At 43.6% G+C, this 14,482-nt stretch carries 7 protein-coding genes and 1 other RNA gene; 3 read left to right on the forward strand and 5 right to left on the reverse strand.

What is annotated here, in order from left to right; all coding sequences use genetic code 11:
• The 3 genes from KPY62_RS02970 to KPY62_RS02980 all read right to left on the reverse strand — a co-directional run.
• Positions 1 to 6,817 (reverse strand): tandem-95 repeat protein (locus KPY62_RS02970; RefSeq protein ID WP_216580749.1); only part of this gene is annotated, 6,817 nt, incomplete at its 3' end.
• Between the two features lie 297 nt (positions 6,818 to 7,114).
• Positions 7,115 to 7,473: a transfer-messenger RNA gene (gene ssrA / locus KPY62_RS02975) on the reverse strand.
• Positions 7,474 to 7,667: 194 nt separating this feature from the next.
• Entirely contained in the window at positions 7,668 to 8,339 is a 672-nt protein-coding gene (locus KPY62_RS02980) for an alpha/beta hydrolase (RefSeq protein ID WP_216580750.1), read from the reverse strand.
• A gap of 289 nt (positions 8,340 to 8,628) precedes the next feature.
• Here KPY62_RS02980 and KPY62_RS02985 point away from each other — a divergent pair, with 289 nt between their 5' ends.
• From KPY62_RS02985 to KPY62_RS02995, 3 genes are all read left to right on the forward strand, one after another.
• The gene (locus tag KPY62_RS02985) at positions 8,629 to 9,429 is read left to right on the forward strand and encodes a response regulator (protein ID WP_216580751.1); all 801 of its coding nucleotides are present in this window, start codon (positions 8,629 to 8,631) and stop codon (positions 9,427 to 9,429) included.
• The gene (gene creC / locus KPY62_RS02990; protein WP_216580752.1) at positions 9,429 to 11,273 is read left to right on the forward strand and encodes a two-component system sensor histidine kinase CreC; all 1,845 of its coding nucleotides are present in this window, start codon (positions 9,429 to 9,431) and stop codon (positions 11,271 to 11,273) included. Before KPY62_RS02985 ends, creC begins: the two co-directional genes overlap by 1 nt.
• 188 nt (positions 11,274 to 11,461) lie before the next feature.
• Complete coding sequence (locus tag KPY62_RS02995; protein WP_216580753.1) at positions 11,462 to 11,662, forward strand: hypothetical protein; 201 nt, start codon at positions 11,462 to 11,464, stop codon at positions 11,660 to 11,662.
• A gap of 161 nt (positions 11,663 to 11,823) precedes the next feature.
• Here KPY62_RS02995 and aroC read toward each other — a convergent pair whose 3' ends face one another.
• Both aroC and prmB read right to left on the reverse strand, forming a co-directional pair.
• The gene (gene aroC / locus KPY62_RS03000; RefSeq protein WP_216580754.1) at positions 11,824 to 12,927 is read right to left on the reverse strand and encodes a chorismate synthase; all 1,104 of its coding nucleotides are present in this window, start codon (positions 12,925 to 12,927) and stop codon (positions 11,824 to 11,826) included.
• 189 nt (positions 12,928 to 13,116) lie between these two features.
• Complete coding sequence (gene prmB, locus KPY62_RS03005; RefSeq protein WP_216580755.1) at positions 13,117 to 14,262, reverse strand: 50S ribosomal protein L3 N(5)-glutamine methyltransferase; 1,146 nt, start codon at positions 14,260 to 14,262, stop codon at positions 13,117 to 13,119.
• Between the last annotated feature and the right edge of the window lie 220 nt (positions 14,263 to 14,482).

Raw genomic sequence — 14,482 nt, forward strand, 5'->3', positions numbered from 1 at the left:
ATGTATTGCCTCCAGTTGAGTTTCCACCATAAATCAAGATGTCATCACCGGCTTCGCCATGCAATTTATCGTTACCACCATTCGATATTAAAATATCATCGCCATTACCACCATAAATGTAGTCGTTATTCACGCCACCCTTTAGAGTGTCATTACCATCGCCACCATATAATAGGGAGTAATCACTAGTAGCTGTGAAAATATCATCGCCATCAGTACCGACCCATTTTTGACCCGCCATAGCTTCAATAGTCGCTCTATCCCAAACGGTCCCATCATCAAAATAGATGTTGTCAACACCCCATTGATTAAACTGATTACTGAGAAGTATAGTCCCACCCCCTGCTGATATAGTTAGACCTTGGTCGACTCGAGTAAAAGTAACGTCAGAAGGATTGAATCCTGTTAATTCCAATTTATTTGAGCCTTCTGAATCTAAGACATGAACACTCGAGTTACTTGAAAAATCTTTGGCATCAAAGACATAAGTATCATTACCTGCTCCGCCATAAAATGTATTGCCTCCAGTTGAGTTTCCACCATAAATCAAGATGTCATCACCGGCTTCGCCATGCAATTTATCGTTACCACCATTCGATATTAAAATATCATCGCCATTACCACCATAAATGTAGTCGTTTCCAGCAGATCCTTTTACGATATCAATAACATCAGCTGACTCAAAGTATTCCGAAGCATTAGACATAACGAAATCTAATGTTGTACTGTTTCCAGCTATATCGGATGCTTGAATTTGATAGTTACCCTCTACAAATGGAATGTTAGTGGCATCAGCAAGTGGTACCAAAGTGCCATTTTCTAACTTAAAGGCTTGCAACGTGTCTTGGTCTATATCTGCATTAACCTCTAGCTGATTAGTAGCAGTGTTGAAGTTTAGAATTTGACCTAATACAGGAGCAGTAGCATCGATAGTAATATCTTTTACTGCAGTAAAGCTCTCATTGAGCGCCTGATCCGTTACTTTTGCTCTAAAGCTGTAATCACCATCCGCTAAGTCAGAAACCGTACCATTTGCTAATACTTGCCAAGTAATGCCTCCATCAGTTGAGTACTGATACTCAACTTGGCTTCCAACTTCATTGTTCTTAACTGTTAAGTCAAACGAGCGATCAGAGGTGATACCATCGTCCTGAGATAGTCCGGTATCTTCAAAGTTATTAAATACTAACTCACCAGGCTCTGGAGGCGTTACATCTGAAGTGATATTGATCCCATAGTGTCCGACTTGATTATTATCTAAATCAATAACTTTCACATAAAAGTCTTCTGCCAGCTTCTCAGCCTCTAAGCCAAGATCAGTACGGTTTGAACGATAAGAATAAGAACCATCAGCTGCCAAGGTAAGCTTACCATTATCAGTATTAACAGTAACTGGGCTTGCTGCCGGATTACCTGTTTGGAATACAAGCGACTGTCCATCTACCTGAATTTCATAGTTAGTAGGTGTACTGATAGTGCCATTGTCATCCGCGAAGATATTGCCTGTTACGTCTTGATAACCAGTAAATTCAGTATATTCAACATCTTTAGATTCAGTAACTTTAAAATCAATTGATGATCCTGATGAATATACATACAAGTCGAGAGTATATTTACCTGGTGGTAAAGTACCTGTGCGAAAATCAACCAAGTAAATATTTGAACCTGCTGATGAAATACTACCAGAGGTTGAAGCTGAGATTCCTGGCCCTTGAAGGGTATAGCTGTAGTTTCCTTGAATAACATTAGAGCCATTAGAAAGCTCCAGCTGAGGCATCCCACTTTGACCGGTTATTTCAAACTCTATAACTTCATTTATATAAGAGGAAGCCTGCTTTTCTACTACCGTTTGCGGCTCACTGACAACGTTAGTTTCAAAGACTTCTTGCAACTCAAAGCTAGATTTTTGATCAAGTGAGCTAACCTTCACATTGGCAGTCTTAGTAATAATGCCACCTTGCCCATCATTCACTGTATAGGTAAAGCTGTCTTCACCTTTAAAATCAGTATTTGGTGCGTAAGTGTAGCTGCCATTGGCGTTGACAGTCACTGTACCATTAGCTGCCTCAGTTGATAATGCATAGGTAAGGGTGTCACCATCGACATCAGTCGCTTCAGCAAGTACACCTGTATCGATGATGTTTTCAGCAACACCAATGATGCTGTTCTCTGATACCGGTGCATCATTTACTGCAGCGATAGTGACATTAGCAGTCTGCGTAATAATGCCGCCTTTACCGTCATTAATCGTATAGGTGAAGCTGTCACTACCATTGAAGTCAGCATTCGGAGTATAGGTGTAGCTGCCGTCTTTGCCCACTACCACTTTGCCATTAGCAGAATTGGTGGCGATGGCGTAAGTCAATGCATCACCATCAGCGTCAGTGGCTTTAGCTAACATGCCTTTGGCTACTGTGTCTTCAGTCGCTGTAATCGCAGTATTGGTTGAGACGGGTAGATCGTTGACAGAGGCTACGGTAATGTTCGCCGTTTTAGTAATAAGACCGCCCTGTCCATCACTAACAGTGTAGGTGAAGCTGTCAGTCCCATTGAAGTTGGTATTAGGTGTGTAGGTGTAGCTGCCATCTGCATTGACAACGACTTTGCCATTAATAGCAGCGGTGCCTAACGTATAAGTTAATGCATCGCCATCCACATCAGTGGCTTTGGTCAGCATACCTTTAGCAATGGTATCTTCTGTTGCAACAATCGTGGTGTCCGTTGACACGGGCGCATCATTTACTGCAGCTATAGTGACATTAGCGGTTTGGGTGATAATGCCACCTTTGCCATCATTGATGGTATAGATGAAGCTGTCACTACCATTGAAGTCAGCATTTGGCGTGTAAGTGTAGCTGCCGTCTTTGCCTACAACTACTTTGCCATTAGCTGCTGTGTCTTTTAGTGCATAGCTTAAGACATCGCCATCTGCATCAGTGGCTTTAGCTAACATGCCTTTGGCTACTGTGTCTTCAGTCGCTTTAATCGCAGTATTGGTTGAGACGGGTAGATCGTTGACAGAGGCTACGGTGATATTCGCCGTTTGGGTGATAAAGCCACCTTTTCCATCACTAACAATGTAGGTGAAGCTGTCAGTGCCATTGAGGTTGGTATTAGGTGTGTAGGTGTAGCTGCCATCTTTACCGATGACTACTTTACCGTTAGCGGCAGCTGTTCCTAGCGTATACGTTAAGGTGTCGCCATCAGCGTCGGTGGCTTTGGTCAGCATACCTTTAGCAACGGTATCTTCAGTAGCGGCAATAACACTGTCTGTTGACACTGGAAGATCATTCACAGCCGCCACAGTGATGTTGGCAGTCTTAGTAATGATGCCGCCATTGCCATCACTGACGGTGTAAGTAAAGCTGTCTTCGCCATTGAAGTTGGCGTTTGGGGTGTAGCTGTAGCTGCCATCTTTATTGACAAGTGCAGTCCCGTTTTTAGCAGCTGAGGCGATGGCATAAGTTAAGGTATCACCATCAACATCAGTGGCTTTAGCGAGTATTCCTGTAGCAACGGTGTCTTCTGTTGCCGCAATCATGCTGTTCTCTGATACCGGTGCATCGTTCACTGCTGCTACGTTAATGGTCGCGGTTTGGGTGATGATGCCACCTTGACCATCACTGACGGTGTAAGTAAAGCTGTCTTCGCCATTGAAGTTGGCGTTTGGGGTGTAGCTGTAGCTGCCGTCTTTATTGACAAGTGCAGTCCCGTTTTTAGCAGCTGAGGCGATGGCATAAGTTAAGGTATCGCCATCGACATCAGTGGCTTTAGCGAGTATTCCTGTAGCAACGGTGTCTTCTGTTGCCGCAATCATGCTGTTCTCTGATACCGGTGCATCATTCACTGCTGCCACGTTAATGGTCGCGGTCTGCGTGATAATGCCACCTTGGCCATCATCGATGGTATAGGTGAAAGTGTCTTTACCATTGAAGTCAGCATTTGGCGTATAGGTGTAGCTGCCGTCTTTGCCGATGACTACTTTACCGTTGGCAGCACCAGTAGCGATGGCGTAAGTCAATGCATCACCATCAACGTCAGTGGCAGCTTCTAGTTTGCCACTAACAACGGTGTCTTCGGTCGCTGCAATGATAGAGTCTTTTGAGACGGGTAGATCGTTGACAGAGGCTACGGTAATATTCGCCGTTTTAGTAATAAGACCGCCCTGTCCATCACTAATGGTATAGGTGAAGCTGTCTGTGCCATTGAAGTCAGCATTAGGCGTGTAGGTGTAGCTGCCATCTTTACCGATGACTACTTTACCGTTAGCGGCAGCGGCTCCTAGCGTATACGTTAAGGTATCGCCATCCACATCTGTGGCTTTGGCCAGCATACCTTTAGCGACTGTGTCTTCGGTTGCCGCAATGGTGCTGTTCTCTGATACCGGTGCATCGTTCACTGCCGCCACATTAACCGTAGCAGTTTGAGTGATCACGCCACCTTTCCCGTCATTAATGGTATAGGTGAAAGTGTCTTTACCATTAAAGTTGGCATTAGATGTGTAGGTGTAGCTGCCGTCTTTACCGATGACTACTTTGCCGTTGGTAGCGCCAGTGGCGATGGCGTAGGTTAATGCATCACCATCAACGTCAGTGGCAGCTTCTAGTTTGCCACTAACAACGGTGTCTTCGGTCGCTGCAATGATAGAGTCTTTTGAGACAGGTAGATCGTTGACAGAGGCTACGGTAATATTCGCCGTTTTAGTAATAAGACCGCCCTGTCCATCACTAACAGTGTAGGTGAAGCTGTCAGTGCCATTGAAATTAGCATTTGGCGTGTAAGTGTAGCTGCCGTCTTTACCGATGACTACTTTACCGTTAGCGGCAGCTGTTCCTAGCGTATACGTTAAGGTGTCGCCATCAACATCAGTGGCTTTGGCCAGCATACCTGTAGCAACAGTGTCTTCTGTTGCCGCAATCGTGCTGTTCTCTGATACTGGCACATCATTCACTGCCGCCACATTAACCGTAGCAGTTTGAGTGATCACGCCACCTTTCCCGTCATTAATCGTATAGGTGAAGCTGTCTGTGCCATTGAAGTTAGCATTAGGCGTGTAAGTGTAGCTGCCATCTTTGCCGATGACTACTTTACCGTTAGCGGCAGCTGTTCCCAGCGTATAAGCTAAGGTATCGCCATCAGCGTCAGTGGCTTTAGCTAACAAGCCTTTAGCAATGGTATCTTCGGTTGCCGCAATAGTGCTGTTTTCTGACACTGGCACATCATTCACTGCTGCGACATTAACCGTAGCAGTTTGAGTGATCACGCCACCTTTCCCGTCATTAATCGTATAGGTGAAGCTGTCTTTGCCATTGAAGTCAGCATTTGGCGTGTAAGTGTAGCTGCCGTCTTTACCGATGACTACTTTACCGTTAGCGGCAGCTGTTCCTAGCGTATACGTTAAGGTGTCGCCATCAACATCAGTGGCTTTGGCCAGCATACCTTTAGCGACTGTGTCTTCGGTTGCCGCAATCGTAGTATCCGTTGACACGGGTGCATCATTGACCGCCGCGATAGTGACATTAGCGGTTTGGGTGATAATGCCACCTTTGCCATCATTGATGGTATAGGTGAAGCTGTCAATACCATTGAAATCAGCATTCGGGGTATAAGTATAACTACCGTCTTTGCCTACAACTACTTTGCCATTAGCTGCTGTGTCTTTTAGTGCATAGCTTAAGACATCGCCATCTGCATCAGTGGCTTTAGCTAACATGCCTTTGACTACTGTGTCTTCGGAAGCCTTAATCGCAGTATTGGTTGAGACGGGTAGATCGTTGACAGAGGCTACGGTAATGTTCGCCGTTTTAGTAATAAGACCGCCCTGTCCATCACTAATGGTATAGGTGAAGCTATCGGTGCCATTGAAATTAGCATTTGGTGTATAGCTATAACTGCCATCTGCATTGACAACGACTTTGCCATTAATAGTAGCGGTGCCTAACGTATAAGTTAAAGTATCACCATCCACATCTGTGGCTTTAGTCAGCATACCTTTAGCAACGGTGTCTTCGGTTGCCGCAATGGTGCTGTTCTCTGACACGGGCGCATCATTGACCGCCGAGATAGTGACATTAGCGGTCTGTGTAATAATGCCGCCTTTCCCATCACTAATCGTATAGGTGAAGGTATCTTTACCATTAAAGTTAGCATTTGGAGTATAGGTATAACTGCCGTCTTTACCCACTACTACTTTGCCATTAGTAGCATTGGTGGCGATGGCGTAAGTCAATGCATCGCCATCAGCGTCAGTCGCCGCTTGTAGTTTGCCAGTAACAATCGTGTCTTCTGTGGTAGTAATAGGAGAGTCTTTTGAGATAGGTAGCTTGTTAGCAGGCAACTTTGGCGAATCGTCACTCGAACCACTACTTAGAGCCGCAATCCCTAATACCGCTGCGCCGAGTGAACCTAATAAGATACCATTACTAATACCGCCAATTAACGAAGCATCACTGATCATTTCCGACACAAGTGTCTTATAAGAGCTTTCTGAGGCTACTCCTGAAATTGCACCTGTGTCAGGATTTACATAGTTGAATTCAACGAAGCCAGACTCTGTTACTGTACCAAGCTGGATATTCTCAGTTGTATAATAATCTTCTAGGGTTAATAAAATATTATCGTTCTCATCTGCAATCTGTAGGTTATTATCAATTTTTTTTGCTTTTATATTTGATGGTAGTTGACCTGTTTTACTTTCTGTAAGGATAATTTTCATACCCTCTTCCATACTAACCTTAGTAGGTTTAATACTACTTAATACCTGGGCAAGCTGATTACTGCCGTTTTTTTGCACAACTAGTTGAATTACTTGAGTCATGAGACATCCTTGGTAAACCTGCTTACTTATTAAGCAGGTCTAAATAGAGTGAAAGATATTTTGTTGTTTTTTGGTGACATTAACTAACTATGCTGATTCAATAGTAGCTCACAATAGTTTATTTTAGAAGTGAAATATGAATAAATAAACTATGCGAATTCTTAATAGATATTTTTTTATACATTTCAAATAAACAAGTGTTTTATGAAGATAGTTATATAAAAATTGGATCAAAACCAATCTCAAAATCCAGACATAAAAAAATCCGACCACCTAAGTGATCGGATTTTTAATATTTGGTGGAGATGGCGGGAGTTGAACCCGCGTCCGCCAGCATTACGCTCATGAATCTACATGTTTAGTTTCTGTCTTTAATTTTAGTCTGCACCGATCCGACAGTCAGGATGGATTAGCCGATTCTCTACTTTTGAACCCAAAGGATTGAGACAATCCCTTGTGGCGATCCTACATGCGGACGCTTCAACTTAGTTGACCAACTGTAGGTGATCAGCAACCAAGTAAACAGGGTTTAAGCTGCTAGAGCGTAATTTTCGTCGTTTGCGACTATAACAATATATGTTGGATTAACGAGAGGACATATACTCTCGACATGCATCATTGAGTTTCATCACCAGCGTCGAAGCCAGAACATCCCCAATAGAAGAGCATATTATATAGCAAGTCACTATCCTATTTCAATCGATAACTGACAATATTACATCACGTTACATCTACGGCTGTTTAGACTTGCTTGCCAAGCTGACTTGATAGCGTTGACTAACCTAGCAGGCTAATAGCTTTATTGGTTATAACTTACTTTATAGTATTAGCTCACTGTATATAGCTCACTTTATAAAAGTATCTTATTTAACCAAACACCAATGCCCTGAATCTGTGGCATACATACTTGATGGGCCATAGGATAAGTACGGTAGTCGACATTATAGCCTTTAGCGGCTAAGGTTTTAGAGGCCTGCTCACCTAGCGATACTGGAACTACCGGATCATGAGTACCATGCTCAATCAATATCGGCAGCTCTTTATTGGCTGCACTGTAATCAATAGTATCATTGGTGGCCAGATAAGTAGATAAGCACAACAAGCCAGCCAAAGGCTTAGGATAGCTCAGCGCTAAATGATAAGCTACTGCCCCACCTTGCGAAAACCCAGCAATAACGATATTTTCAGCAGATATCCCACGCCCTATCTCACGGCTAATGAGATCTTGAATATACTGAGTCGACTGCTCGATTTGTGCCACATCTACTTTGCGATCCAAACTCATCTCAAATATATCGTACCATGACGGCATGATCATGCCACCGTTGATAGTAACAGGACGCTTAGGAGCATGCGGAAATACAAAGCGCACAGCCATGTCATCGTTCAAGCCCAATTGCGGTACTACCGGCTCAAAGTCATGGCCACTAGCACCCAAACCATGTAACCAAATAACAGCGCGATCTATCTGCTTTTGGGCTGGATTGTGCTCAACCATGACACACTCTAAATAGTTACTCATAAAACATCCTTTAATTATATAAAATTATCCATCAATTTTTCACAACTTTTGGTGGCTAAGCAAACAATACTGAACGGCTTTTATGCTACGATAATTTAAAGCGCTCAAAGCCACTAACAGCTCATTGCTAAAGCAATTAGCAATTTATGGCCATTTAGCCATTAGCGTTTTATGATGCTTTATCCTCAGTTTTCAATGTCTATTGTTAAATGGCTTTTTTTAACTGACTGTTGTTGCCAGTATATTTTAAATATCCATCCACTAACGTCTTAACGACTAAGTAGCGCTCATGACTCATATTTTATTGGTAGAAGACGATCCAGCTATCGCTATGTCATTAAAAGTCACTTGCAAACGTGAAGGCTGGCAAATCACTTGGTTAGACAATGCTAGTAGCGTATTGCCCATGCTACATACTGCTGAGGCGCAAGATCTATCGGCAATAATACTCGATGTTGGTCTACCAGATGGTGATGGCTTGAGCCTCTGTCAACAGATTCGCCACGCTCCTGATATTCACCAGTTAAAAGACACGCCTATTATTTTCTTGACCGCTCGTAGTGATGAAGTCGATCGTATCTTGGGCTTAGAGATGGGCGGTGATGACTATTGTGCCAAGCCCTTTAGTCCCCGAGAGTTAGTAGCCCGACTCAAAGCTATTTGGCGTCGGGAGCAGCTACTTACCCAGCAGTCTGCCAAGCAACAGAATGCCTCTGTAAGCTCGCCTGATTATAACTCAAGTCAGACTGTTAATAGCAATACTACCACTGCAGCACAAGCGCTAACTTTTGAGTGCCTAGCAGGTATTTGGTACTATCAGCCGCTTAATTATTCGCTGACATGGCAGCAACGAAAGTTGGAGCTTAGCAATACCGAACGTAAAATCTTATTGACCTTATTACAAGCACCCAATCAGGTCTTTAGTCGTGAACAACTCTTAAATGCCGTTAGTGACTATCCCGACCACCGTTTGGCGCGGACTATTGATAGCCATATCAAGTCCATTCGCAAACAGCTGGCTACTATTCGCCCAGACATTGATGTCATCCATACCCATCGCGGCTTGGGTTATGCGTTGTGCCCTGCCTAATGGCTGACGATAATCAACACCCTCATAGCCCTACTAACTCGCAGTTGAACCAGAGCAACTGGTACGCCAAACTGCATCCGATAGGTAGTGCCCAGCAGCAAGATGCGCCCACTAAGCGCTTGCTCAATTTAAGCATATTTTTTCGGATTTGGCTGGCGGTAGCGCTAGTGCTTATCATCTGCGGTATCGTAGTATTTACTCAGCTGTTCGGTCACGTCAAACCTACCGCCCAACAAGTTATTGAAGATACTTTATTAGATACTAGTAAGCTGATGGCGGCCAATCTACGCCTGCCGTTGCAGTCCGGACAGCTCTATACTGACGTTTATCAAAGCCAGCTTGATAGTGCTTTTGCCAGCACACCAGCGACAGCTAAAGCACTGAACACTGATAGCAGCGTGGCCAGCCAGAGCGCTAATTATCAGCAGCAACCTGCCTATCGACAAAAAAAATTCAGTAGCTTTCGCCTTTATGTCACTGATAGTGCTGGTAAAGTCATTTATGACTCGTTGCCCGCAGCTACTAATGCTGAAGGACAGGATTTTAGCCAATGGAATGATGTGTATTTGACCTTGCGTGGGCTATATGGCGCTAGAAGTACTTCTGATACTTATAGTGGACCTGATAGCTCCATTATGTATGTAGCGCAACCTATCAAAGATGCTACAGGCCAGATTATCGGGGTGGTCAGTGTCGGCAAGCCTGTCGCCAGCGTGCTGCCCTATTTGGACCATACTCGGCGACAGATGCTGATTACTATGCTCATCATTAGCCTAGCGGCGCTGATCTTAGCCGGACTAGTCGCTTGGTGGCTAAAACAAAGTATCACTTTAGTCACTCAATATACTAGTGCCTTAGCAGAACAAACAAAAAAGCCTTATTTCTATCTAGGCCATGAGCTCAACAGTTTGACTGACACTATCGAGACCATGAAGCATCGACTAGAGAATCGAGCTTATGTCAGCGACTACGTGCATACCCTGACTCATGAGCTTAAGAGTCCGCTGACCGCCATCCGTGCCAGTAGCGAATTGCTAGAAGACGACTTGCTTGATGCTGAGGATAGGCAGTTATTGAATGAAACTATCGGTGAGCAGAGCATCAAGATGCAGCAGCTGATTGATCGGCTGTTATTATTGGCGAAAGTTGAGCAGCCCAGTTTTAGATTAAACCGTCAGCCTATAGCTTTACTACCGCTACTCAATAGCCTTATCAAAAACAGCAGTCCCAAGTTACAACAGCGGCGTTTAGCAGCCATTGAGCTGAAAATAAATCATCAGCAACTAGCAACTATTACTGAAAATAGCGCTGTACAAGCACAACTAACTGCCAAGACTACGGTTTATGCTGACAGTTTTTGGCTACTACAAGCCTTGCAAAACGTGCTGGATAATGCGATTTACTTTGCGAATCATAAAGTTATTTTTGATATCTATACTAACGCCGAACACACTGTCACTATCACTATCTTCAATGACGGTAAGCTACTGCCAGACTACGCGCTGACTAAAGCTTTCGATCGTTACTTTAGCTTGTCTCATCAAAGCATTGCTTATTGCAATACTAACGATCTAAACAATGCTCAGCCAAACAGTATTCAAACAAACAGTACTCAGCCAAGTAATGCTCAGCAAAACGATTATCTCCAGAGTATGGCGCAGAACCAAGCTGTAGTGTCTAGCCCTATGCCCAAAAAAGGCACTGGACTGGGGCTAACCTTAGTCAAGCAAGTCATCGAGCATCATGGTGGTACAGTAGCTATTAGCAATACCGCTGCCAACCCTACGCTCAATCAGCTCGCTGGGGTAACCTTTAGCATTACTTTGCCATTAGCTAAGAACTAGAACTGAAATCCAATTCAAGTAGAGGGTTATTTTTACTTTAAATCACTGTCTTGCTAGCAGCACCCTAAGCTTAGTTACTAATCCATCAAATCTCCATAATGCTTACATCAGTTTTATATCCAGGTATCCTAAAATAGTGTTAACCAACTCATTATTAGTAAAACACTTAACTATAGGACAGTAAGCTTATGAAAAACTCCTCTATCGCCAGTAAATTTACCAGTAATTGCTTAGGCTATAGTCGTCATGACTGTGTCCAAGCCTTATTAACTCAAGGTATAGACAGTGTCGACTTCGGTCACTGGTTGGCAATTCCTAGTGAAAAGCTATTACTAGTCTTCAGAAATCAGCACTGTATAGCTATTGATGGCTATCAAGCGCTCGCCTAAGACCTTCAATCAGTGATAGCTTAAGCCCACTCAGAATATCTAGCCGATAAAAAACCCTCTACCTTGTAAGATCAAAGTAAAGGGTTGTTTAAGGATAACTAGCTTCAATAGCGGTTTGACTAACGCCTAATACTAACGCCCAATTAACAAGCAATAAAGCCCTAAGTAATTGACGTTACTGGTGGCTCAACATCGGCGTTTTGACCACGATTACGTAGGTAATGATCTAGCAACACGATAGCCAGCATTGCCTCAGCGATAGGCGTTGCACGTACTCCAACGCAAGGATCATGACGACCCTTAGTCAGCATATCAACCGCTTCGCCTTGAGTATTGATACTCTTGCCAGCAGTAGTAATACTAGAGGTAGGTTTCAGCGCAATGCTCACACTAATATCTTGTCCTGAAGAAATACCGCCTAGGATACCGCCAGCATGATTGGCAGTAAAGCCGTCTGGCGTCATCTCATCACGTGCCTTATGACCGAATTGTTCAGCGACTTTCATCCCATCACCAATCTCAACACCTTTCACTGCATTAATACTCATCATCGCATGAGCAATATCAGCATCCAAGCGATCAAATACTGGCTCGCCCAATCCAACTGGCACACCGCTGGCAATAATCTCTAAACGTGCGCCACAGCTAGTACCTTCACGGCGTAAGCTGTCTATTAGAGTCTCAAAGCGTCCTACTGCCTCTTTATCAGCACAGAAGAACGGATTGCTATTCACAAACTCCCAATCAATAATGCTAGGATCGAGCACTTCGCTACGTTCGTTACCTATTTGAGTCACATGACCACGGACTTCAACACCTAAGCGCACTCGCAAGTATTTTTTGGCGATAGCACCAGCCGCCACCCGCATAGCCGTCTCACGTGCCGATGAGCGTCCGCCACCACGATAGTCGCGAAAGCCGTACTTCATGCTATAAGTATAGTCGGCATGGCCAGGGCGAAAAGTATCTTTGATTTCGCTATAGTCTTTAGATTTTTGATTGGTATTACGAATAAGTAAACCAATAGAAGTACCCGTAGTTAATCCTTCAAATACACCAGAGATAATTTCGACTTCATCAGACTCACGGCGCTGAGTTGAGTATTTAGAAGTACCAGGCTTGCGACGATCTAAATCGATTTGCAAATCCTCCGCACATAACTCAAGACCAGGTGGCACACCATCTACAATGGCCAATAAACCTGCGCCATGCGATTCACCGCAAGTGGTTACACAAAAAAGCTTACCAATACTGTTGCCTGCCATGTCTATCCTTAACAAGTAAAATTTATCTTTAGGTATTAAACTAACTATCGAACCCACTATTAACTCAACTACCGAATCAACTATTAAAATCTTGCTTACTAGTAACGATAGTAATGCTCATCTAGGATCAAACATCGAACGCTCTAATAGTAGAAGGTTCAATACCATCAAACCCTGCCATCATAAATATTAGCTAGCATCATTATTGACATAACGAGCAAACAGCGCACGATGCTCTACTAGCTCATCAAAAGTTATAGCAAACACCCCATGACCACCGTGAGCGAATTTGAGCCAATCGAACTGAATATCAGGATAAGCTTGGCTCAACGCCCACTCACTGTCACCGACTTCGCAAACTAACAACCCTTCAGGGCTAAGATAATCTGCGGCTTCAAACAAGATATGATGGACTAAGTCTAGGCCATCTTGACCAGCAGCAAGAGCTTGCTCAGGCTCATATAAGAATTCAGGCGGTAAGTCAGCCATTATAGCAGCATCGACATAAGGAGGATTGGTGACGATTAGTTCGTATTGATTCTCAGCAGGTATCTTGGCGAACAAATCAGACTCGATCACATTGACTTGATGGTTAAGATTATGGTGGTCAACGTTGACCATAGCAACTTCTAGCGCCCCTTTATCGATATCCACTGCATCTACTAATGCATCGACAAAACGGGTGGCCAAGGCAATAGCGATACAAGCAGAACCAGTACATAAGTCTAATATACGTTCTGGATGTGAGAGCTGCTTCATCTCTAAACCATGCTCATAAAAAGCTGTAGACTGCTCATTAACCGTTGTGCCTAAAGGTTTTGCCAGCTCATTAGCATCAAAATACGGATAGAACTGCTGACGAATCAACTCAGCGATTGGTGAGCGTGGTATCAGAACTCGCTCATCAACATAAAAAGGCAAGTCACAGAAATAAGCCAAATTAACCAAATAACTCAATGGCTTACGCTCAGCTATGCGCTCTTCTAATAAGCTCAATACTGTTTGCTTCTCACTAGAGGTCAGACGACAATCTAGAATCTGTTCATTAGCAGACCAGTCCAATGATAACGAGTGCAATACAATCGCCGCTGCCTCAGCGAATTCGTCTGTTGTTCCTTGGGCTACTACTACATCATAGTTGCGCAGTTGGGTGACAGCGAAGCGGATAAAGTCACGGATACTAACTAGCTCTTGGCGAGCTTCTTCGAGCTCTGCTGGCAAATTAGCAAACTCATTTTCGTCATCGCTCTGTAAATTATCCAGATTAAAATCATCAACATCAAAGCCATATTGATCTTGAAACTCTTCGGCGCTCATAGTCTGTTCTTCTGGCATATCGTACCTTATTAATTACATGTTGATTGCGTATTGATTACGTGTTCATTGGTGAGGTGGGAGTAGAATGAATAAACGGCTGACGTTTTATGGTTTAACCGTGACTAGCTGCGCAAATAACAACTTAGCAAGCAGATAAAAAAGTTTAATAAAAACTATCCCCTATTATAGACGCAAATCAATAGCAGCGCCAATAACTGTAGTCGCTATCTACTATGAT

Source organism: Psychrobacter sp. TAE2020 (assembly GCF_018919485.1).
Taxonomy (GTDB): Bacteria; Pseudomonadota; Gammaproteobacteria; order Pseudomonadales; family Moraxellaceae; genus Psychrobacter.